The organism is Actinosynnema sp. NPDC091369, assembly GCF_044757065.1.
Lineage (GTDB): Bacteria > Actinomycetota > Actinomycetes > Mycobacteriales > Pseudonocardiaceae > Actinosynnema.
The window spans coordinates 490,488-512,156 of the sequence record NZ_JBIVUG010000002.1 but is presented as its reverse complement, the minus strand read 5'-3'; the positions used below and the strand labels follow the sequence as shown (position 1 = coordinate 512,156).

Here is a 21,669-nt window from a genome sequence, read left to right as displayed (position 1 = left end):
GGTCACCCGTGCCGCGCGCGTCTCCGACCGCGTTCCCCGAAATCCCGGCGAGCTGATCCGATCACGGTCGCTCCAGGTTCGCGAACCACGCCTACGAGTGGATGACCAGACCCCGCCCACCGTCGCGCTTGGCCTCGTACATGGTCTTGTCGGCCCGTCCGAGGACGGACGCGGCGGTGGCCTCGGGGTCGGGGGCCGCGCAGACCACCACGCCGACGGACGCGCTGATCTCCTCGCCGAGCGCGTCGAGGACGCGGAACGCCACCTTCTCCGGCTCGTCGACGCCCTCCACCAGCACCCCGAACTCGTCCCCGCCCAGCCGGGCCACCACGTCGGTGCCGCGGACGCACTGCCGCAGCCGCTGCGCCACCCGTTCGAGCAACGCGTCGCCGTGCGCGTGGCCGGAGACGTCGTTGACCGCCTTGAAGTCGTCCAGGTCCACGAACAACAGCCCGAACGGGGTGCCGTCGCGGTGGTGGGCGTCCATCGCCTCGTCCAGCCGGCGCTCGAACAGCGCCCGGTTGGCCAGCCCGGTCAACGGGTCGTGGTGCGCCTGGTGCGTCAGGGTCCGCTCCGACTCGCGCAGCAGCAGCACGAGCTTCGTGTTGTCCACAAGGGTCACGAGCTGCCGCAGGATCACCGCGACGAACACGGTGAACCCGCAGCCGATCTCCACCCCGTCCAGCGGACCCAGGTCGCCGATGACCGTGCGCCGCAGCACCAGGACGCTGCTGACCAGTAACGGCACGTACGGCATCAGCAGGTAGGCCCAGCCCCACCGCCGCCGGTCGCGGCTCGGGCCGGTCGACAGCGAGGGCAGCGGCGCGAGCGCGGCCAGGCCGATCAGCGCGGGGCCGACCACGAACCCGGCGTTGGCCAGCGGCGGCACCTCGGGCGCCTGGACGCTCACCAGGTAGGCGAACGCGAAGTCCGACGCGGCCAGCCCGGCCAGGCCGAGCCCGAGCAGCCGCAGCTGGGGCCGGAGCACGACCTTGCGGTCCGCGCTCAGCACCACCACGATCACCAGCAGCACCAGGTCGGTCACCGGGTAGGCGATGGCCACCAGGAACGCCGCCGAGCCCGGGTTGCCCGCCGCGACCAGCCCGCCGAGCGACGTGGTCCAGGTCAGCCCGAACAGCGACCCGACCACGATCAGGCCGTCCAGCAGCAGCACCAGCCGGGCGCTGGGGGAGCGGCGGTCCAGCAGCGCGTCGGGCGTGTCCGACCGGCGGTAGTTGCCGATCACCAGCAGCGCGGCGAACGCGAACGGCACGACGCTCAGGTACCCGGCGTCCGCGAGCGACGGTGACGGCACGGCACGGCGCTCGACCAGCTGGTACCAGGTCCACAACGCCTGGCCGGCGGACCAGCCCGCCATGCCGAACCCCGTCGCGAGCCGCCACCGGCGGTCCGGCCCGGTCGCCCGGCGCGCCGTCCACCAGCAGCAAGCGGTCGCGAACAGGCCGGTGGCGAGCTGGGCGAGGTCGTCGAGGGCCACCGCGGCGTCGCCCTCGACCACGTCGAAGCTCGCGGCCACGGACGCGGCGGTGGCGAGCACCAGCACGACCGCGGCCGTGATGGCGAACCGCCTCGTCCCGATCACGCCGGTAGTGTGCCGCATTCAGGTCCCGTCGGCCGGGTAGCCCTGGGAGGATCAGCGGGTGGCAGAGCAGGAGGTTCCCGTCGCCGGCGACGTGGCGACGGAGCAGGAGTACGAGCGGTTCGCCCGGCACCGGATCGCCGAGATCGGCGGCGACGCGGACGCGTTCGGCCTGTCTTACAACGTGTTGCACCTGGCGTACATGATGATCACCGACTACGAGGCGCTGGTGCACCGCGAGCAGGGGTGGACCATGCCCGGGTTCCGGCTGATGTTCAAGCTGTGGATCCTGGGGCCCACCCAGCCCGCGCGGCTGGCCGACCTGTCCGGCACGACCAGGTCGGCGATGTCGAACCTGATCAACACGCTGGAGCGGGCCGGGCTGGTCGAGCGGACCCGGGACGGCCACGACCGGCGCGTCGTGTTCGTCGCGCTCACCGAGTCGGGCCGCGCGGCGGTCGCGGGGGTGTTCCCCCGGCAGAACGGCCGCGAGGCGCGCTGGTTCGCCGTGCTGGACGCCGAGGAGCGCGCGCAGATGGTGCAATTGATCCGACGAGTGGTCGCCGCCCGGCCGAGGTGACCGGTCGAGACGCGATATTTCGCAATCTCGTCGCGTATTCAACGAACGGCGTCCGGTAACGCGCCGAAAGGCTTGCTATTTCGACCGGAAAACATATTTCCCATCTTCTGGGAGCGGTTCCACTCCAATGGGGGAACGGGGTGTCGACGGCATTGCGCTACGGTCCTGTAACCGCCGTCACACCGAACGTCCACCAGTAGGAGAAAGGCCGTTCATGCTGACCTTAGTGGCCGCGGCCGCATTGACCATGTCCGCGCTCGTCCCATCAAGTGACCCGGCGGTCGACGCCCCGCCCGATTACGTCACGGTCCCAGGTGAGGACCGTGAACGGGTCCGGTTGCCCGGCCGGCACCGCCGCGGTCGCCACCTCGCCCGACCGCACCGCGTTCACCGTCACCTACAGCCGGTTCCTGGCCCAGGCGGGCGGCGAGTCCGACCCGACCGACTTCCGGAAGAACTGCCAGCTCGCGCTGGAGCTGGGCTACCCGCAGGGCTTCACCTACGGCATCGCCCAGGCCGACTACCGCGGGTTCGCGCACCTCCAGCGCGGCGCCACGGGCATGGAACAGGGCAGCTACTACATCCAGGGCACCTCGCCCACCGCGCGCAAGAGCCATTCCTACACCGGACCTTTCAGTGACAACTGGCAGGCCACCGACGCCACGGAATGGGACGCCATCGTCTACGCGCCTTGTGGTGAACAGCGGATGTTCAACGTCAACACCGAACTCCGCGTCACCGCGGGCACGTCCACCGGCACCGGTTTCATGGTGATGGACTCGACCGACAGCAGCGTGGGCATTACGTACCACTTCTCGTGGAAGCGGTGCTAGGCGGCACCCGCCGGTGGTCCGCTCTCGGACTTGCGTCAATTCGCCGCCGAAACCGTGCTCGACGACGAGTCGGAAGGTGCTGCATGTTCAATTTCGTGGCGGCCGTCACCATGGCGGCGGCGGTGATCATTCCTCCGGGCGGGGCCCCGAACACCACTCCGCCCCCGGATTACATGACCATCGACGTGGTGACCGTCAACGGCTCCGGATGCCCGGCCGGTACCGCGGCCGTGGCGGTTTCACCGGACAACAAGGCGTTCACCGTCACCTACAGCCAGTTCCTGGCGCAGGTGGGCGTCGGCGCGCTGCCCACCGACTTCCGGAAGAACTGCCAGCTCAACCTCAGGATGAACATCCCACAGGGGTTCACCTACGGCATCGCCCAGACCGACTACCGCGGCTTCGCCCACCTCGAGCAGGGCGCGACCGGTCTGGAGCGGGCCAACTACTACTTCCAGGGCATGTCGCCGACCGCGTACCGCAGCCACGGCTACACGGGACCGTTCAGCGACGACTGGCAGGCCACCGACACCACCGAACTCGCCGCGATCGTCTACCACCCGTGCGGTGAGCAGCGGCTGTTCAACATCAACACGGAGCTGCGGGTGAGCGCGGGCTCGTCGGACACGGCGACGACCACGAGCTTCATGTCCATGGACTCCACCGACGGGAGCGTCGAGACGACCTACCACTTCGCCTGGAAGACCTGCCCCTGAGCGAACCGGCCCGGTGAGTGGTGGTCCCCACGCACCGGACCGGCCCGCCCGAGCGCGTGCGCGAAAGGCTCGACCGGCGAGCGCACGCGGTGATCTGACAACCCACGTGGCGGACCACGCTGTCCACCACCCTATGGGAAGGCCGTCCCCGGCCGCACGTCGTCGTGCGGCCGGGGACGCCGGTCACACGAGCGGCCGGTCGGTGGGCTCGATCGGCCGGGGCAGCACGGCGCGCCCGGTCAGGTAGGCGTCCACGCCGGCGGCGGCCGAGCGGCCCTCGGCGATGGCCCACACGATCAGCGACTGGCCGCGGCCCATGTCGCCGGCCACGAACACGCCGTCGACCGAGGTCGCGAACGACTCGTCGCGCGCCACGTTGCCGCGCGCGTCGAGCTCGACGCCCAGCTCGGTGAGCAGGCCGTCCTTCTCCGGGCCGACGAAGCCCATCGCCAGCGTCACCAGCTGCGCCGGGATCTCCCGCTCGCTGCCCGGCACCGGCTCGAACCGGCCGCCCGACGCCTCGACCTCGACCAGCTTCAACGCCCGCACGGCGCCCTGGTCGTCGCCCAGGAACTCCACCGTGGACACGGAGTACAGCCGCTCGCCGCCCTCCTCGTGCGCCGACGTGACCCGGTACAGCATCGGGTAGGTCGGCCACGGGTGGGCCTCGGCGCGCTTCTCCGGCGGCCTCGGCATGATCTCCAGCTGCGTCACCGACAGCGCGCCCTGCCGGTGGGCCGTGCCCACGCAGTCAGCGCCGGTGTCGCCGCCGCCGATGACGACGACGTGCTTGCCCTCGGCGGTGATGGGCGGCGCGTCCAGCTCGCCGCGCGCCACCTTGTTCGCCCCCGGCAGGTACTCCATCGCCTGGTGCACGCCGGACAGCTCCCGGCCCGGCACCGGCAGGTCGCGCCACGCCGTCGCGCCGCCGGCCAGCACCACCGCGTCGTAGGACTCGCGCAGCTGCTCGACCGTGACGTCCACGCCGACGTTCACGTTCGTCTCGAACCGCGTGCCCTCGGCGCGCATCTGCTCCAGCCGGCGGTCCAGCCGCCACTTCTCCATCTTGAACTCGGGGATGCCGTAGCGCAGCAGCCCGCCGATGGCGTCGGCCCGCTCCAGGACGGTCACGTCGTGCCCGGCGCGGGTCAGCTGCTGGGCGGCGGCCAGGCCCGCGGGCCCGGAGCCCACCACGGCCACCGAGCGGCCGGTGCGCGTCGGCGGCGCCTGGGGCGTCACCCAGCCCTCGTCCCACGCCCGGTCGATGATGGAGATCTCCACCCGCTTGATGGTGACGGGATCGCCGTTGATCCCCACCACGCACGCGGCCTCGCACGGCGCCGGGCACAACGTCCCGGTGAACTCCGGGAAGTTGTTCGTGGCGTGCAGCCGCTCCGACGCCTTGCGCCAGTCGTCGCTCCACACCAGGTTGTTCCACTCGGGGATCAGGTTCCCCAGCGGACAGCCCTGGTGGCAGAACGGGATGCCGCAGTCCATGCACCGACCGGCCTGCTTCTCCAGCTTGGGCCGCTCGAACTCCTCGTAGACCTCGCGCCAGTCGCGCAGGCGCAGGAACACGGGACGGCTGCGCGGTGTCTCACGCTCGGTGGTGAGGAACCCACGAGGGTCAGCCATGAGACGCCTCCATGATCGCTTCGTTGACGTCGCGGCCTTCGAGCTCGGCCCGCGCCTGCGCCGCCAGCACCCGCTTGTAGTCCTTCGGCATGACCTTGGTGAACCGGTCCACCGCCAGGTCCCAGTCGGCCAGCAGCGCGTGCGCCACCGCCGAGTCCGTCTCCAGGTAGTGCTTCTCCACCGCGCCGCGGAGGAACTCGCGGTCCGCCGGGGTGAGCGGGTCCAGGTCCACCATCTCCGGGTTGACCCGCTGCGGTGCCGCGTCCAGCACGTAGGCGATGCCGCCGGACATGCCCGCGGCGAAGTTGCGCCCGGTCGGGCCGAGCACGACCACCCGACCGCCGGTCATGTACTCGCACCCGTGGTCGCCCACGCCCTCGACCACGGCCAGCGCGCCCGAGTTGCGCACGCAGAACCGCTCGCCGACCTTGCCGCGCAGGAAGATCTCGCCGCCGGTCGCGCCGTAGCCGATCACGTTGCCCGCGATGATGTGCTGCTCGGCGGCGAACTGCGCGTCGGGCACCGGTCGGACCACGATCCGCCCGCCGGACAACCCCTTGGCCACGTAGTCGTTCGCGTCGCCGATGAGCCGCAACGTGATGCCGCGCGGCACGAACGCGCCGAACGACTGCCCGGCCGTGCCGGTGAACGTGATGTCGATGGTGTCGTCGGGCAGGCCCTCGCCGCCCCACCGCTTGGTCACCTCGGAGCCGAGCATGGTGCCGACGGTGCGGTTGACGTTGCGCACCGGCAGCTCCAGCCGGACCCGGTCACCGGAGGCGATCGCGCCCTCGGCGAGCTGGATCAGCGTGTTGTCCAGCGCCTTGTCCAACCCGTGGTCCTGGTCGGTGGTGCGGCGCCGCGCCGCGCCCTCGGGCAGCTCGGGCACGTGGAAGATCGGCGACAGGTCGAGCCCGGCCGCCTTCCAGTGGTCCACCGCGGCCCGCGTGTCGAGCAGGTCGGCGTGCCCGACGGCCTCGGCCAGCGTGCGGAAACCGAGCTGCGCCAGCAGCTCCCGCACCTCCTGCGCGACGAACTCGAAGAAGTTCACCACGTACTCCGCCTTGCCCGCGAACTTCGCCCGCAGCACCGGGTTCTGCGTGGCCACGCCCACCGGGCAGGTGTCCAGGTGGCAGACCCGCATCATGATGCAGCCCGACACCACCATGGGCGCGGTGGCGAAGCCGAACTCCTCCGCGCCCAGCAGCGCCGCGATCACCACGTCCCGGCCGGTCTTGAGCTGGCCGTCGGCCTGCACCACGATCCGGTCGCGCAACCGGTTGGCCAGCAGCGTCTGCTGCGTCTCGGCCAGGCCGAGCTCCCAGGGGCCGCCCGCGTGCTTGATGGACGACAAGGGGGAGGCGCCGGTGCCGCCGTCGTGGCCGGAGATCAGCACGACGTCCGCGTGGGCCTTGGAGACGCCCGCCGCGACCGTGCCGACGCCGACCTCGGAGACGAGCTTCACGTGGATGCGCGCCGCCGGGTTGGCGTTCTTCAGGTCGTGGATGAGCTGCGCCAGGTCCTCGATCGAGTAGATGTCGTGGTGCGGCGGCGGCGAGATCAGGCCGACACCGGGCGTGGAGTGCCGCGTCTTGGCGACCCACGGGTACACCTTCGCGCCCGGCAGCTGACCGCCCTCGCCCGGCTTCGCGCCCTGCGCCATCTTGATCTGGATGTCGTCGGCGTTGACCAGGTACTCGCTCGTCACGCCGAACCGGCCCGACGCCACCTGCTTGATCGCCGAACGGCGCGAGTCGCCGTTGGGGTCCGGGGTGAACCGCTCGGCGTCCTCGCCGCCCTCACCGGTGTTGGAGCGCGCGCCCAACCGGTTCATCGCGATCGCCAGGACCTCGTGCATCTCCTGCGAGATGGACCCGTAGGACATGGCGCCGGTGGCGAACCGCTTGACGATGGACGAGACCGGCTCGACCTCGTCGATCGGCACGGGCTCGCGCACGCCCTCCTTGAACGCGAACAGCCCGCGCAGCGTCATCAGCCGCTTGGCCTGCTCGTCCACCGAGCGCGTGTACTCCTTGAAGATGTCGTAGCGCCCGGTGCGGGTGGAGTGCTGGAGCTTGAACACGGTCTGCGGGTTGAACAGGTGCGCCTCGCCCTCGCGGCGCCACTGGTAGTCGCCGCCGACCTCCAGCTCGCGGTGGTGCGGCCGGAAGCCGTCGGGCGGGAACGCCGTCCGGTGCCGCCGCGCCACCTCCTCCGCGATGACGTCGAAGCCGATCCCGCCCAGCCGTGACGTGGTGCCGGTGAAGCAGGTGTCCACGACCTCGTCGCCGAGGCCGATCGCCTCGAAGATCTGCGCGCCGGTGTAGGAGGCCACGGTCGAGACGCCCATCTTGGACATCGTCTTGCGCACGCCCTTGCCCAGCGCCTTGATCAGGTTGCGGGTGGCCACCTCGGGCTCGACGTCCGGCAGCTCCTCCACCGACGCCATCGCCAGGTACGGGTTGACCGCCTTCGCGCCGTAGCCGATGAGCAGCGCGATGTGGTGCACCTCGCGGGCGTCGCCCGCCTCCACGATCAGGTCCACCTGGGTGCGGGTCTTCTCGCGCACCAGGTGGTGGTGCACCGCGCCGGTCAGCAGCAGCGACGGGATCGGCGCGTGGGTGGCGTCGACGCCCCGGTCGGACAGCACGACGAGCCGCGCGCCGTCCTCGATGGCCTGCGACACCTCGGCCCGGATCTCGTCCAGCCGCCGCACGAGCGCCTCGCCGCCGCCCGCCACCTCGTACAGGCCCCGCACGGTGAACGTGCGGAACTCCGGCAGCGTGCCGTCGTCGTCCACGTGCACGAGCTTGGCCAGCTCGTCGTTGTCCACCACCGGGAACGGCAGCGAGATCCGCCGGCACGACGTGCCGTCGACCGACAGCAGGTTCGGCTCCGCTCCCAGGGTGGCGTGCAGCGAGGTCACCAGCTCCTCGCGGATCGCGTCCAGCGGCGGGTTGGTCACCTGGGCGAACAGCTGGCTGAAGTAGTCGAACAGCTGCCGCGGCCGGTCCGACAGCGGCGCGAACGGCGCGTCGTTGCCCATCGAGCCGATCGGTTCGGCGCCGGTGCGGGCCATCGGCCGCAGCAGCAGCGCCATCTCCTCTTCCGTGTAGCCGAACGCCTGCTGACGGCGCACCAGGGACGAGTGCGTCGGCACCTCGCGCTCACGCGCCGGGAGGTCGGACAGGTGCAGGATGCCCTCGGTGACCCACTCCTGGTACGGGTGCTCGGCCGCGAGCTGCCCCTTGATCTCCTCGTCGTCGATGATCCGCCCCTCGGCGGTGTCGACCAGGAACATCCGGCCCGGCTCCAGCCGGCCCTTGCGCACGATGGTGGCCGGGTCGAACTCCAGCACGCCCGCCTCGCTGCCGAGCACGACCAGGCCGTCCTCGGTGACCCAGTACCGGGCCGGCCGCAGGCCGTTGCGGTCCAGCACCGCGCCGATCAGCGTGCCGTCGGTGAACGCCACCAGCGCCGGGCCGTCCCACGGCTCCATGAGCGTGGAGTGGAACTCGTAGAACGCGCGCCGCTGCGCGTCCATCTCGGCGTGGTTCTCCCACGCCTCGGGGATCATCATCAGCACCGCGTGCGGCAGGCTGCGCCCGCCCAGGTGCAGCAGTTCCAGCACCTCGTCGAACGTCGCCGAGTCGCTGGCGCCGCGGGTGATGACCGGGAAGACCCGGGACAGGTCGCCGGGGATCAGGTCGGTGGCGAGCACCGACTCGCGCGCGTCCATCCAGTTCCGGTTGCCGCGCAGCGTGTTGATCTCGCCGTTGTGCGCCACGTACCGGTACGGGTGGGCCAGCGGCCACGACGGGAACGTGTTGGTGGAGAACCGGGAGTGCACCAGGCCGATCGAGCTGGTGACCCGCTCGTCGGTCAAGTCGGGGAAGAACTTCTCGACCTGGGGCTCGGTGAGCATGCCCTTGTAGACGATCGTCCGCCCCGACAGGCTCGGGAAGTACACGTCGGTCGCGTGCTCGACGCGCTTGCGCACCACGAACGCCAGCCGCTCCAGCTCCAGCCCTTCCGCTCCGCTGAGGAAGAGCTGGCTGAACGCGGGCATGGTGGTCTTCGCGGTCGGGCCGACGTGGTCGGCGTCCACCGGCAGCTCGCGCCACCCGAGGACGGTCGCGCCCTCTTCGGCGGCGATGCGCTCGATGTCGGCCTTGACCCGGTCCTGCCCCTCCCGGGGGAGGAACGCGGTGCCGACCGCGTAGCCGCCGGGCTCGGGCAGCGGGAAGCCGACGACCTCGCGGTAGAACGCGTCCGGGACCTGGATCAGGATTCCCGCGCCGTCACCGGTTTCGGGCTCCGCGCCGCGGGCACCCCGGTGTTCGAGGTTGCGCAGCGCGACCAGGGCCTGGCTCACGATCGCGTGGTTTCTACGCCCGGCCAGGTCGGCGACGAACGCGACGCCACAGGCGTCGTGCTCGTACTGCGGGTCGTAGAGGCCGCCTTGCGGCTGGTGGTGGTGGGTCACAACGGGCCCTCCCGTGGCGTCGTCCGGGCATACGGAGACGGCCGAACGCCCGCGCGCGGCTTTACGCGGACAGCTTCGGCCTGGGGTACTGGCTGTGGATCCACGCCCGAGAGATCGTCGGCGTGGGACCGCACTCCGTTGTGCGGGAGAACTGCACTAGCTCGTGCGCGCGCCTCGCGGCCGGATGGGGCCGCTCGGGAGCGCTTGGCGGTGCACCGGGGTTGCCGGGGTCTTGTGACGATAGTGTGAATTCGCGGTTATGGCTCTAGTCCGACAGGGCGTCGTGGTGAATCACACGCCGACTTGACGCCGTTCCGACCAGCGGGGTACACCCGGTCGGACCAGAGTTTCGCTCACTTTCGTGATTTCAGTGCGTCCTGAGATCAGTTTGCGGCTCTCTTGGACTGCCTCGCGCAGGCCACCGCGACGACGAGGCACAGCGCCGCGACGGCGCCCTGCCACCAGGCGGCCTCGCTCACCGCGAGGATCACGTTGACGCCCGAGACCAGCGCGAACAGCGCTGCCAGCAGCGTCCAGAGCCGGCGCTCGGCCTTCTCGCCGCGCAGCACGAGCAGGGAAGTGGGCGGGTGGGTCACGGCGGGCACCTCCAGTCCGGGCCTGTCGCGCTCGACGACGACAAGTCGGCTGCGAGTACCCGCACTTTGCGTACCTCACACCTCCGAGTGGCAACTTTTTTCGATCGATCCGGGAGGGTGTGTGCGCTGCGTGATCACGGTCAGCCGACCGTTACTCCGAACAGGAGACCGACGTAGTACGTGACGATCATCGTCAGCGACCCGACGACCACGTTGCGGCGCACCGCGCGGCCCACCCGGCTCGACCCGAGCCGGGCGCTGACCACCCCGGTGAGCACCAGACCGACCAGCACGGCCCCCGCGCACGCCCACACCCGCCACTGGACCGGCGGCAGCACGATCGCGACCAGCGGGATCACCGCGCCGGCCGCGAACGCCACCAGCGACGCCCACGCGGCCTGCCACGGGCTGGTCAGGTTGTCCGGGTCGATCTGGAGCTCGGCCTCGGCGTGCGCGCGCAGGGCGTCCTGCTCGGTCAGCTCGCGGGCGACCTGCGCGGCCAGCTCCTCGGACAGCCCCTTGTCCTGGTAGATCCCGGCGAGCTCCCGTTCCTCCTCCTCGGGCATCTCGCGCAGCTCGCGCTCCTCCAGCCGCAGCGCGGCCCGCTCGGTGTCGCGCTGGGTGCTGACCGACACGTACTCGCCGCCCGCCATGGACAGCGATCCCGCCACGAGCCCGGCGACGCCCGCCGCCAGGATCGCGGTGCGGTCGGTCGTGGCGCCCGCGACGCCGACGACGAGGCCCGCGGTGGACACGATGCCGTCGTTGGCTCCCAGGACCCCGGCGCGCAGCCGGTTGAGCCTGCCGGAGAGGTCGTCGCGGTGCGGTTCACCGGGGTGCGTCATGACCGTGATCGAACCACCACTCGGCTATCGGGTGGAGGTCCGGCCGCGAACGGGTGAAAGACTGGACAGCGCGGGGGTTCCCCCTCTTGGGGTCGGTGTGATCTTCTCCGCGCTGACGAATCAGGGGGAGCGGTGCTCAGCAGGCGCGCGGTCGTGCTCGGGGTGGGCGCGGTGGTCGGGATGGGCGCGTCGACGCTGCCTCCCCGTCCCGCTCGTCGGCGCATCGAGCGGTGCGCCGAGTGGGGTGCCCGGACGCCGGTCGAACGGCCCGCGCCGGTGGGCCGGGGACCGGAGCGGATCCTGGTGCACCACACGGCGACGGAGAACGTGGCCGACGGGTCGCGGCGGCACGCGCACGAGCTGGCCCGGTTCTTCCAGTCGTTGCACATGGACGCCAACGGCTGGGGTGACACCGGGCAGCACTTCACCATCACGCGCGGCGGCGTGGTGCTGGAAGGGCGGCACGGCAGCGTGGACGCGTTGCCGGCGGGTGACCGGATGGTGGAGGGCGCGCACGCGTTCGGGCAGAACCGGAACTCGATCGGCATCGAGAACGAGGGCACCTACGTCGACGGGGTGCCGCCCGCCGTCCAGTGGGACGCGCTGGTGTGGCTGTGCGCGGTGGTCTGCCGGCAGTACTCGATCCGCCCGTCGGAGATCCACGGGCACCGCGACTTCTGGGACGGCACCGTGTGCCCGGGTGACGCTCTCCACGCGTTGCTGCCCCGGTTGCGCGCGGAAGTCGCCCTGGCGGTCTAGGTCGCGGGGGCGGTCCAGGTCGCGGGGCGGTCAGCCGGCTTCGACGATCCGCCACTGCGGTCCGTTGACCCAGGTGGCTTCCAGGCGGGAGCGGTGGCCGGGGCTGGTGAACTCGACGACGACGGCGTCCGCGGGTTGTTCGACGGTGGCGGCGAAGCCCTGGCGCGGGGTGGCGGAGATGGGTTCCATGTCCCGCGCGGAGAAGCTGATCGCAGCGACGCCGCCTTGCAGCTGGAAGCTGCGCAGGTAGACCGGTTGGCCGTCGCGCTCGGTCCAGGTGCCGTTCTCGGACGGCAGGGGTTGCGCGGTGGTCGTGGTGGTGGTCGGCGGGACCGTCGTCGTGGTCGGGGCGATGGTCGCGATCGCCGCGACCGTGGTGGTGGTCGTGGTGGCGGGTGCGGTGGTGGTGGTCGTGGTGGTGGTCCTGGCGATCGCGGACGACTGGGTCGGTCCGGCGACGACGCGGGGCCGTTCGGGTACTCCGGCGTCCAGCACGAACCGGATGCCCAGCCACGACAGCACCACCGCGACCGCCGTCGACGCCGACCACGCGGCGAAGTACTGCAGACCCCTGGTCACGCGGACATCCTGCCGGCGGGACCGGTGTCGCGGACCCCCGTGGTCAGCACCCGGCGCCCGGCTTGCCGGACGCGGTGACGTGGCCGCCGACGTCGTCCCGGTCGGCGGCGTCCAGCACGGTGTCGAGCAGGTCGGGGAAGCGGGCGTCGATGTCGTCGCGGCGGAGCCGGATGAAGCAGCGGGTGCCCTCTTCGCGGCGCCACGTCAGGCCGGCGGAGTTGAGCACCTTGAGGTGGTGGCTGAGGGTGGACTTGGCGACGGGGACGGCGATCTCGCCGAAGTTGATCTCCTCGCCGTGGGCCAGACGTGCACGGTGAACTGCTCCTGACCGACGGCGGCCGCACCATCGGCTGACCCGCGAGTCCTACCTCCAGCACGCGTGAGTCGAACGCTCAGCACGCGAGAGTCCTACGTTCAGGTACCACGAATTCAACGCTCAGGACGGCGGGCCGCGTTCTGAGCGTTGAATTCGGGTGCTCCGAACGTAGGACTCACGCGACGCGAACGTAGGACTCACGCGACGCGAACGTAGGACTCTCGCGACGCGAACGTTCGACTCTCGCGTGCTGGAGGTAGGACTCGCGAGGGTTGAGAGGTGGCCGAGGTCAGGAGGTGGCCGAGTTCAGGAGGGGGAGGTAGCCCTGGGCGTAGCCGGTGGCGTTGGGGTGGAACGACTCGACCAGGCGGAACAGGGAGAACGAGTTGATCCACGGTGAGCGGCCGCACGCGCCGTGGCCCGCGAAGTGGGCGCGGGCGTCGACGTAGCGGACGCCGGCGGCCGAGGCGCGGGCGGAGATCACGGCGTGCAGCTCGTCGGAGCCGCGGTTGAGGGCCGCGCGCTTGGTGGCGCTCATGCACGTGCCGTCCGGCTCGACCAGGTGCGGGTAGCCCAGCACGACCACGGTGGCGTTCGGGGCGCGGGTGCGGATCGTGGCGTAGGTGGCGTCGAGCCGTCCGGGCAACGTGGTGCGCGCGGTCTCGATGCCGGTGTTCACGGCGTTGACGCAGCTCGCGTCGCTGCCGGTGACGCAGGTGACCATCGTGTTGGCGAACCCGACGTCGTTGCCGCCGATGGTGATCGACACCAGGTCCGTGCCCGCGTCCAGCGCCGCGAACTGGTCGGTCATGCTTTGCGTGGTCGCACCGCCGCAGGCCGCGTACTTGAACGACGACACCTCGTGCGTGTCCGCCCACAGCTGGGCGTACCCGCGGGAACTGCGGTAGCACGAGCCGCTCTGGTACGGCGGCGCGCCGGTGCCGGAGGAGTACGAGTCGCCGAGGGCGACGTAGTCGACCGGGGCGGCGGCCTGCGCCCCGGCCGGGCTGAGCACGACGGCCAGGGCGGCGGGCAGCACCGCGCACACGACCCGGAGTAGACGTCCGCGCACGTCGAGTCCTTCCTCGAAGGTGACCTGGGTGAAGGCGGCGGGTCTCCGACGTTACGAAGGCGTTCCGAGGGATCACAGCCGGTGCTATTCTCATTACCTGCGAGTAACCTCCGTCCGTTCCGCCGGGGTGCCGCCATGACCGTTCCGCGCCGCAGCGACGCCCTGAGGAACCGGGCGGCGATCATCCGCGCGGCCGAGGAGCTGGTGGTCGGCGGCACGACGCCGTCACCCGCGCGCATCGCCCACCTCACCGGCCTCGGCCAGGCCACGGTCTACCGGCACTTCCCGGACCGGCGCGCGTTGCTGCTCACGGTGGCGCGCAAGCACCTGGGGCTGCTGGCGGAGGCCGCCGAGCGCACCGCGCACGACCCCGCCGCGTTCCGCGTGCTGCTGCACGCCGTGATGGCCTACCAGGTGTCGATGCGCCCGCTGGTCGACGAGCTGCGCCGGTTCCCCGAACCCGACCGGCGCGGGCACGTGCGCCGGCTGCTGGACGCGCTGCGCGGCCCGTTCGACCGGTCGCGGGCGGCGGGCCACCTGCGGCACGACGTCGTGCTGGACGACGTGCTCGTGGTGCTGACCATGCTCCAGGCCGCGGTCGACCGGACGCCCGACCCGCAGCGCGCGATCCCCGTGCTGCTGGACGGGTTGTTCCACCCGGAACCGGGACGCGTGCCGGGGTAGCGCCGGGGGAGTCGACCACCCTGTCACCCGATCGCGTTACGGTGCGCGCCATGGTCTCGGTGCTGCTCGTCGAGGACGACCCGGTGGTGCGGTCGGCGGTGAGCCGGGCGCTGACCGGGCTCGGGCACGCGGTGCTGCCGGTCGGCACGGCGTTGGAGGCGTTGCGCGAGATCACCGGCGGCGCGTTCGACCTGGTGGTGCTCGACCTCGGCCTGCCCGACATGGACGGCGCGGACGCCCTGCGCATGATGCGCGGCGTGTGCGACGTGCCGGTCATCGTGGCCACCGCGCGCGACGACGAGACCGAGATCGTGCGGCTGCTCAACGCCGGCGCGGACGACTACGTGGTCAAGCCGTTCTCCAGCGAGCACCTCGCCGCGCGGCTGTCGGCCGTGCTGCGTCGCGCGCGCAAGGACACCGCGCCCGCCACGTTCCGGATCGGCCGCCTCACCGTGGACCCGGACCGCCGCGAGGCGCGCCTGGACGGCCGCGAGCTCAACCTGACCCGCAAGGAGTTCGACCTGCTGGCCTACCTCGCCGCGCGCGAGGGCAAGGTGGTGCCGCGCGCCGAGCTGCTGGCGAACCTGTGGAACCTGCCCGGCAGGCACGACGACCAGACGCTGGACGTGCACCTGTCCTGGCTGCGCCGCAAGCTCGGGGAACGCGCCGCCCAGCCCCGCTACCTGCACACCGTGCGCGGTGTCGGGTTCAAGCTCACGGCGGCCGAGTGAGGAGGTCGCTCGCGCTCGTCTCGCTGGCCGTCACGTCGATGGTCGCGCTGGCGTTCCTGATCCCGCTCGCCCTGGTGGTGCGCCAGCTCGCCGAGGACCGCGCCCGCGGTGACGCCGAACGCCTCGCCGGCGCGCTCACGCCCGTCCTGGTGATCACGTCCGACCCGGCGTCGGTCGGGCAGGCCCTCACCAGCACCGCCGGCCGGGTCGCGGTGCACCTGGCCGACGGCGAGGTCGTCGGCGTGCCCGTGGCGACCGACGAGCAGCTGCGCACCGCGCGCGAGCAGGGTCTGGCGTTCACCGAGCCCATCCCCGCCGGTCTCGTGCACCTGCAACCCGTGCTGCTGGGCGAGGGCAGGGTGGCGGTGGTGGAGGCGTTCGTGCCGCGGGCCGAGCTGTCGCGGGGCGTGGAGCAGGCGTGGCTCGCGCTCAGCGGTGTCGCGGTCGTCCTCGTGCTCGGTTCGGTGCTGGTCGCCGACCGCCTCGGCGCGCGGGTCGTGCGGGCCTCCGCCGCGCTGGCCGACGGCGCGCGGAAAATGGGTCAGGGCGATCTCACCACCCGGGTCACGCCGAGCGGACCGCCGGAATTGCTCGACGCGGGCGTGGCGTTCAACCGGATGGCCGATCGGATCGGCCAACTGGTGGCGGGCGAACGCGAAATCCTGGCCGACCTCTCGCACCGGCTGCGCACCCCGCTCACCGCGTTGCGGCTCGATTCGGAAATCCTCGGCCAGGACCCGAACGCCAACCGCGTCCGGCAGGCCGTGCACGCCCTCGAACGCGAGGTCAACGAGCTCATCCGGGCCGCCCGCCGAGAGCTCGACGACCCGGACGGCGGCCGGTGCGACGCCGCCCAGGTCGTGCACGACCGGCTGGTCTTCTGGTCCGCGCTCGCCGACGACCAGCAGCGGCTGTGGAACCTGCGCGGCACCGAGCGGCGCGCCCTCGTCCCGCTCACCCGCAGCGACCTCGCCGCGGCCATGGACGCCGTGCTGGGCAACGTCTTCCGGCACACCCCGGAGGGCGTCGGGTTCGTCGTCGCGCTGTTCCACCAGCCCGACCGGGTGGTGATCGTGATCGAGGACGCCGGGCCCGGCATCGACGACCTGGAGGCGGCGCTGCGGCGGGGGAGCAGCGGCGCGGGCTCGACCGGCCTCGGCCTCGACATCGCCCGCCGGGCGGCCGAGTCCACCGGCGGCTCGCTCGTGGTCGACCGCGGACCGCTGGGCGGCACGCGGGTCCAGCTCCGGCTGGGCCGCGCGGAAGAGCCAGCCTGACCCGAGGTCCCTTTTCCGCGCCTGATGCGACCTTTAAATGTTCCTTAAATAAATAGTTGTTGACAGTTCCGGCTGTCGCGATAAAGTCATTAACGGAATCAGGGTCGACCGCAGCGCTCTCCCCCTTGCCCGGTCCACCCGATTCTCCCTCCGGTGCGGCGACCGCGTGCGCTTACCCTGCGAAGAAGCGCTCGCCGGTCGCCGCGCCCGAAATACCGCCGAATGCAGATTGAGGTTTTCCGCGTGTCGCGCAAGAGCAGTGTGCTGCCCGTCGCCGTCGTCCTCGCCGCCGGGTTGGCCCTGGCCGGGTGCGAGCACCCGGACGGCATGGCCCTGATCGCCGCGAGCGCCACGACCACGATCCGCACCGCGCCCCAACCGGACGCCTTCGCGCCGACCACCGCGCCGGCCACCTCGGGCACCACGTCCTCCGCACCGGGCACCACGACGTCCGCGCCGGCTCCGACGACGACCACCACGACGGCGCCGACCACCACGACGCAGCCGCCCGCGCAGCAGCCCCGGACCCGGGCCGAGCCGCCCGCGCCGACCCCCGCGCCCGCCACGCCGACCAGGACCGAGGTCGAGCTGGCCGAGGCGAAGGTGGTCGAGCTGACCAACGCCGAACGCGCCGCCAACGGCTGCCCCGCCCTGACCGCCGACGACCGGCTCGCCGCCGCCGCACGCGCGCACAGCGCCGACATGGCCGCCAACAACTACTTCGACCACGTCTCCCAGGACGGCCGCAGCTTCGTCGACCGGGTCAAGGCCGCCGGCTACCCCTCGCCCGGCGCGGAGAACATCGCCGCGGGCCAGCGCACCGCCGAAGCCGTGGTCAAGGGCTGGATGGACTCGCCGGGGCACCGGGCGAACATCCTCAACTGCAAGCTCAAGGCGCTCGGCGTCGGCATGGCCCGCGGCGGTTCGTACGGCATCTACTGGACTCAGAACTTCGGCTGGTGACCGTCGCGGTCGTGCGCACCCGCCGGCAGCTCGTCCAGCACGAGCACGGTGTGGCTGGAGGTCACGTCCGGCATCGTCTGCAACCGTGACAGCACCAGGTCGCGCAGGCTGTGCGCGTCGGGGGCGCGCACCAGCAGCACCAGGTCGTAGTCGCCGGACACCAGCGCGCCGTGCCACACCTCCGGGATCTCCATGACCCGCTGCCGCACGGCCTTCCACGAGTGCTGGCTGATCTTGAGGTAGACGTAGGCGGAGATGCCGAAGCCGTAGCGCTCCGGGTCGACCACCGCCGAGTACCCGGTGATCACGCCGTCGCGGTGCAGCCGCTCCACCCGCGAGTACGCGCTCGCCCGCGAGATGTGCAGCTTCTCGGCCAGCGACCGCATCGACAGCCGCCCGTCCGCGCGCAGCTCCTCCACGATGCGCCGGTCCAGCGCGTCCAGGGGTGCCGAATGTCCAGTCCGTGCCGTCATGTGGCCGACCATAACCCGCGTGCGCGGCCATTCGTCCGGATTCGAGGCCCGGATCTGGAACTTTGGCCGGTGTGAGCTGGACCATGCCCTCCATCTCGCCCCTTGAGACACCGGAGGAGCCCATGGCCCGCACCCGCGCGCCCGAGCGGACGTTGCTGCCCAGCGACGAACCGCTGTCGCTGCTGCGCAAGGACGGCACGCCGGTGGACGACTCGCCGCTGTCCATGCCCGACGACGACGTGCTGGTCGAGCTGCACCGCCGGATGGTCGTCGGCCGCCGCTTCGACACCCAGGCCACCGCCCTGACCAAGCAGGGCCGGCTCGCGGTCTACCCGTCCTCGCGCGGCCAGGAGGCGTGCGAGGTCGGCTCGGTGCTCGCGCTGCGCCCCACCGACTGGCTGTTCCCGACCTACCGCGACTCGGTCGCCCTCGTGACGCGGGGCGTCGACCCGGCCGAGACGCTGACCCTGCTGCAAGGCGGCTGGCACCTCGGCTACGACCCGTACGAGCACCGCGTCGGACCCCAGTGCACGCCGCTGGCGACCAACACGCTGCACGCCGTCGGCTTCGCGCACGCCGCCCGGCTCAAGGGCGAGGACACCGCGGCGCTCGTGCTGCTCGGCGACGGCGCCACGTCCGAGGGCGACACGCACGAGGCGCTGAACTTCGCCGGTGTGTGGAAGGCGCCGGTGGTGTTCCTGGTGCAGAACAACGGCTACGCGATCAGCGTGCCCATGTCCAAGCAGAACGCCGCGCCGTCGCTGGCGCACAAGGGCGTCGGGTACGGCGTGCCGTCCGTGCTGGTGGACGGCAACGACGTGGCCGCCGTGTACGCGGTCGTGCGCGAGGCGCTGGAATCGGGTGGACCGACGCTGATCGAGGCGCTGACCTACCGGATCGAGGCGCACACCAACGCCGACGACGCCACCCGCTACCGCACGTCCGACGAGGTCGCGGCGTGGCTGGACCGCGACCCGGTCGACCGGCTGGAGGCGTACCTGACCGCGCGCGGGCTGCTCGACCCCGCGCGCCGCGCCGCGGTGGCGGCCGAGGCGGAGGAGTTCGCGGCCTCCGTGCGGGCGAAGTTGAACGTCGACGTCGTGCCCTCACCCGACGAGCTGTTCGAGCACGTCTACGCGACCACGCCGCGCCACCTGCGCGAGCAGGCCGCGCTGCTGCGGGAGGAACTGGCATGACCGCGGTCGTCGCACAAGAGGCGCAGCTGTCCATGGCGGGCGCGCTCAACCGGGCGCTGGCCGACGCACTGGCCGCCGACCCGACCGTGCTGGTGTTCGGCGAGGACGTCGGCGCGCTCGGCGGCGTGTTCCGGGTGACCGACGGGCTGGCCGCGCGGTTCGGCGAGCAGCGCGTGTTCGACACGCCGCTGGCCGAGTCCGGCATCGTCGGCACCGCCATCGGCATGGCGATGAACGGGCTGCGGCCCGTGGTGGAGATGCAGTTCGACGCGTTCGCCTACCCGGCGTTCGAGCAGATCACCAGCCACCTGGCCAAGCTGCGCAACCGCACGCGCGGCCGGGTCGAGCTGCCGGTGGTGATCCGGGTGCCGTACGGCGGCGGCATCGGCGGGGTCGAGCACCACTGCGACTCGTCGGAGGCTTACTACACGCACACGCCGGGGCTGCGGGTCGTCACGCCCGGCACCCCGGACGACGCCTACCGGCTGCTGCGCGACTCGATCGACTCTCCCGACCCGGTGATCTTCCTGGAGCCGAAGCGGCGGTACTGGGCCAAGGGACCGCTGTCGGACGAGCGGATCGGGTTCGACCGGGCCGTGGTGCGGCGCGCCGGGCGCGACGTCACGCTGATCGCGTACGGGCCGATGGTCGCGACGGCGCTGGAGACGGCCGAGGCGGCGACCGAGGAGGGCTGGGACGTCGAGGTCGTCGACCTGCGGTCGCTGGCCCCGTTCGACGACGAGACGGTGTGCGCCTCGGTGGTGAAGACCGGGCGCGCGGTGGTCGTGCACGAGGCGTCCGGGTTCGGCGGGTACGGCGCGGAGGTCGTGGCGCGGGTGACCGAGCGGTGCTTCCACCACCTGCACGCGCCGGTGCTGCGGGTGACCGGGTTCGACATCCCCTACCCGCCGCCGAAGCTGGAGGAGCACCACCTGCCGAGCGTGGACCGCATCCTGGACGCGATCGGCCGGTTGCAGTGGGACGACGAGGTCGTGGGGAGCTACGGTGCCTGACTTCCGGCTGCCCGACCTGGGCGAGGGGTTGACCGAGGGCGAGATCGTCACCTGGCTGGTGTCGGTGGGCGACCAGGTGTCCGTCGACCAGCCCGTGGTCGAGGTGGAGACGGCGAAGGCCGTGGTCGAGGTGCCGTGCCCGTTCGAGGGCGTGGTGAGCGCGCGGTTCGGCGAGCCGGGGGAGAAGCTGGCCGTCGGCTCCGTGCTGCTGACCGTGGGCGACCCGGAGCCGGAGTCCTCCGAGTACTCCGGCAACGTCCTCATCGGTTACGGCACGTCCCAGACCGCGCGCCGACGCCGCCGCCCCCGCGAGTCCAATGCCCGGAACGCGGGTGTCCGGCGTTCGGAACACCCGGGTACACCACTCACCACACCCGAACCGGCCGCCATCCCGACCGCTCGTGCTGCCGCCGCGCCCGCTGACGAGATCCCTGCCGGCGCTTCCGGCACCGCGTCCCGCCCCGCGGTGAACGGGTCCGCCCCGGCGGTCATCTCCCCGCTCGTGCGGCAGCTGGCCCGGGAGAACGGCCTCGCGCTCGACCGGATCCACGGCACCGGACCCGGCGGCGTCATCCGGCGCGCCGACGTGGAACGCGAGCTGGCCGCCCGCGCCACCCCGGCCCCGGCCACCCCGGCCCCGGCCGCACCCGGCCGTCGCATCCCGTTGCGCGGCCTGCGCGGCGCGGTGGCGGAGAAGCTCGCCACGTCACGCCGGGAGATCCCCGAGGCCACCGTCTGGGTGGACGTCGACGCCACCGACTTCCTCGCCGCGCGGGCCGCGATGCCGTCGGTGTCGCTGCTCGCGCTGCTGGCCCGGTTCACCGTGCTGGGCCTGAAGAAGTTCCCCGAGCTGAACTCCCGCGTCGAGGGCGACGAGGTCGTGGTCCTCGACCAGGTGCACCTCGGCTTCGCCGCCCAGACCGACCGCGGCCTGGTGGTGCCGGTGGTGCGCGACGCGCACACCCGCACCACCGCCGAACTCGCCTCCGCCATCGCCGCGCACACCGCGTCGGCGCGGGAGGGCAGGCTCACCCCGGCCGACATGACCGGGGGCACCTTCACGGTCAACAACTACGGCGTGTTCGGCGTCGACGGCTCGGCCGCGATCATCAACCACCCGGAGGCCGCGATCCTCGGCATCGGTCGCATCATGGACCGGCCGTGGGCCGTGGACGGGCAACTGGCCGTGCGCAAGGTCGCCCAGCTGACGCTCGCGTTCGACCACCGGGTGTGCGACGGCGGCACGGCGGGCGGGTTCCTGCGGTTCGTCGCCGACTGCGTGGAGTCCCCGATCACCGCCCTGGCCGACCTCTAG

General features: G+C 71.9%; 20 protein-coding genes. 11 read left to right on the top strand and 9 right to left on the bottom strand.

Translation table 11 applies throughout. The annotated features are described in order from the left end of the window. Positions 1 to 91 precede the first annotated feature (91 nt). Positions 92 to 1,603, bottom strand: coding sequence for a diguanylate cyclase domain-containing protein (locus ACIQMJ_RS10520; protein ID WP_499760679.1), 1,512 nt, complete (start codon positions 1,601 to 1,603; stop codon positions 92 to 94). A 58-nt stretch (positions 1,604 to 1,661) separates the two neighbouring features. Here ACIQMJ_RS10520 and ACIQMJ_RS10515 point away from each other — a divergent pair, with 58 nt between their 5' ends. The 3 genes from ACIQMJ_RS10515 (at position 1,662) to ACIQMJ_RS10505 (ending at position 3,729) form a co-directional block, all read left to right on the top strand. Further along, positions 1,662 to 2,180 carry a MarR family winged helix-turn-helix transcriptional regulator gene (locus ACIQMJ_RS10515; RefSeq protein ID WP_499760678.1) on the top strand — a complete coding sequence of 173 codons (519 nt, stop codon included), beginning with the start codon at positions 1,662 to 1,664 and terminating at the stop codon, positions 2,178 to 2,180. 323 nt (positions 2,181 to 2,503) lie between these two features. After that, positions 2,504 to 3,013, top strand: coding sequence for a DUF4360 domain-containing protein (locus ACIQMJ_RS10510; protein WP_499760677.1), 510 nt, complete (start codon positions 2,504 to 2,506; stop codon positions 3,011 to 3,013). Positions 3,014 to 3,123: 110 nt separating this feature from the next. Further along, positions 3,124 to 3,729: a DUF4360 domain-containing protein gene (locus tag ACIQMJ_RS10505; RefSeq protein WP_499761059.1), complete on the top strand. Its 606-nt coding sequence runs from the start codon at positions 3,124 to 3,126 to the stop codon at positions 3,727 to 3,729. 183 nt (positions 3,730 to 3,912) lie between these two features. Here ACIQMJ_RS10505 and ACIQMJ_RS10500 read toward each other — a convergent pair whose 3' ends face one another. The 4 genes from ACIQMJ_RS10500 to ACIQMJ_RS10485 all read right to left on the bottom strand — a co-directional run bounded on the left by ACIQMJ_RS10500 (position 3,913) and on the right by ACIQMJ_RS10485 (position 11,291). Then, positions 3,913 to 5,364, bottom strand: coding sequence for a glutamate synthase subunit beta (locus ACIQMJ_RS10500; RefSeq protein ID WP_499760676.1), 1,452 nt, complete (start codon positions 5,362 to 5,364; stop codon positions 3,913 to 3,915). Then, positions 5,357 to 9,850, bottom strand: a complete 4,494-nt coding sequence (gltB, locus tag ACIQMJ_RS10495; protein WP_499760675.1) for a glutamate synthase large subunit — start codon at positions 9,848 to 9,850, stop codon at positions 5,357 to 5,359. The genes ACIQMJ_RS10500 and gltB overlap by 8 nt, the downstream gene beginning before the upstream one ends. A gap of 383 nt (positions 9,851 to 10,233) precedes the next feature. Beyond that, positions 10,234 to 10,446 (bottom strand): hypothetical protein, encoded by a 213-nt coding sequence (locus tag ACIQMJ_RS10490; RefSeq protein ID WP_499760674.1) that lies wholly within the window; start codon positions 10,444 to 10,446, stop codon positions 10,234 to 10,236. Positions 10,447 to 10,586: 140 nt separating this feature from the next. Continuing rightward, positions 10,587 to 11,291 carry a VIT1/CCC1 transporter family protein gene (locus ACIQMJ_RS10485; protein ID WP_499760673.1) on the bottom strand — a complete coding sequence of 235 codons (705 nt, stop codon included), beginning with the start codon at positions 11,289 to 11,291 and terminating at the stop codon, positions 10,587 to 10,589. A 132-nt stretch (positions 11,292 to 11,423) separates the two neighbouring features. On the opposite strand from ACIQMJ_RS10485, the gene ACIQMJ_RS10480 reads away from it, so the two are divergent. After that, positions 11,424 to 12,050, top strand: a complete 627-nt coding sequence (locus ACIQMJ_RS10480) for a peptidoglycan recognition protein family protein (protein ID WP_499760672.1) — start codon at positions 11,424 to 11,426, stop codon at positions 12,048 to 12,050. Between the two features lie 30 nt (positions 12,051 to 12,080). Here the strand turns inward: ACIQMJ_RS10480 and ACIQMJ_RS10475 are convergent, their stop codons facing one another. From ACIQMJ_RS10475 to ACIQMJ_RS10465, 3 genes are all read right to left on the bottom strand, one after another. Beyond that, the gene (locus ACIQMJ_RS10475; RefSeq protein WP_499760671.1) at positions 12,081 to 12,629 is read right to left on the bottom strand and encodes a hypothetical protein; all 549 of its coding nucleotides are present in this window, start codon (positions 12,627 to 12,629) and stop codon (positions 12,081 to 12,083) included. A 43-nt stretch (positions 12,630 to 12,672) separates the two neighbouring features. After that, positions 12,673 to 12,855 carry a hypothetical protein gene (locus ACIQMJ_RS10470; RefSeq protein ID WP_499760670.1) on the bottom strand — a complete coding sequence of 61 codons (183 nt, stop codon included), beginning with the start codon at positions 12,853 to 12,855 and terminating at the stop codon, positions 12,673 to 12,675. 379 nt (positions 12,856 to 13,234) lie between these two features. Continuing rightward, positions 13,235 to 14,017: an SGNH/GDSL hydrolase family protein gene (locus ACIQMJ_RS10465; protein ID WP_499760669.1), complete on the bottom strand. Its 783-nt coding sequence runs from the start codon at positions 14,015 to 14,017 to the stop codon at positions 13,235 to 13,237. 135 nt (positions 14,018 to 14,152) lie between these two features. Here ACIQMJ_RS10465 and ACIQMJ_RS10460 point away from each other — a divergent pair, with 135 nt between their 5' ends. The 4 genes from ACIQMJ_RS10460 to ACIQMJ_RS10445 all read left to right on the top strand — a co-directional run bounded on the left by ACIQMJ_RS10460 (position 14,153) and on the right by ACIQMJ_RS10445 (position 17,672). Beyond that, a complete protein-coding gene (locus tag ACIQMJ_RS10460) occupies positions 14,153 to 14,701 on the top strand; it encodes a TetR/AcrR family transcriptional regulator (protein WP_499760668.1) in 549 nt (182 codons plus the stop codon). 50 nt (positions 14,702 to 14,751) lie between these two features. Beyond that, the gene (locus tag ACIQMJ_RS10455) at positions 14,752 to 15,432 is read left to right on the top strand and encodes a response regulator transcription factor (protein WP_499760667.1); all 681 of its coding nucleotides are present in this window, start codon (positions 14,752 to 14,754) and stop codon (positions 15,430 to 15,432) included. Then, the gene (locus ACIQMJ_RS10450) at positions 15,429 to 16,709 is read left to right on the top strand and encodes a HAMP domain-containing sensor histidine kinase (RefSeq protein ID WP_499760666.1); all 1,281 of its coding nucleotides are present in this window, start codon (positions 15,429 to 15,431) and stop codon (positions 16,707 to 16,709) included. Before ACIQMJ_RS10455 ends, ACIQMJ_RS10450 begins: the two co-directional genes overlap by 4 nt. Before the next feature lie 243 nt (positions 16,710 to 16,952). Continuing rightward, positions 16,953 to 17,672, top strand: coding sequence for a CAP domain-containing protein (locus ACIQMJ_RS10445; RefSeq protein WP_499760665.1), 720 nt, complete (start codon positions 16,953 to 16,955; stop codon positions 17,670 to 17,672). Here ACIQMJ_RS10445 and ACIQMJ_RS10440 read toward each other — a convergent pair. After that, the gene (locus ACIQMJ_RS10440) at positions 17,654 to 18,145 is read right to left on the bottom strand and encodes an Lrp/AsnC family transcriptional regulator (protein ID WP_499760664.1); all 492 of its coding nucleotides are present in this window, start codon (positions 18,143 to 18,145) and stop codon (positions 17,654 to 17,656) included. The genes ACIQMJ_RS10445 and ACIQMJ_RS10440 overlap by 19 nt on opposite strands. A gap of 122 nt (positions 18,146 to 18,267) precedes the next feature. Between ACIQMJ_RS10440 and pdhA the strand changes: the two genes are divergently transcribed. From pdhA to ACIQMJ_RS10425, 3 genes are read left to right on the top strand one after another with little or no spacing between them, the layout of a single operon-like run. Then, complete coding sequence (gene pdhA, locus ACIQMJ_RS10435; protein WP_499760663.1) at positions 18,268 to 19,341, top strand: pyruvate dehydrogenase (acetyl-transferring) E1 component subunit alpha; 1,074 nt, start codon at positions 18,268 to 18,270, stop codon at positions 19,339 to 19,341. Next, on the top strand, positions 19,338 to 20,354 hold the full coding sequence (locus tag ACIQMJ_RS10430; protein ID WP_499760662.1) for an alpha-ketoacid dehydrogenase subunit beta: 1,017 nt from the start codon (positions 19,338 to 19,340) through the stop codon (positions 20,352 to 20,354). The genes pdhA and ACIQMJ_RS10430 overlap by 4 nt, the downstream gene beginning before the upstream one ends. Beyond that, a complete protein-coding gene (locus ACIQMJ_RS10425) occupies positions 20,347 to 21,669 on the top strand; it encodes a dihydrolipoamide acetyltransferase family protein (RefSeq protein WP_499760661.1) in 1,323 nt (440 codons plus the stop codon). Before ACIQMJ_RS10430 ends, ACIQMJ_RS10425 begins: the two co-directional genes overlap by 8 nt.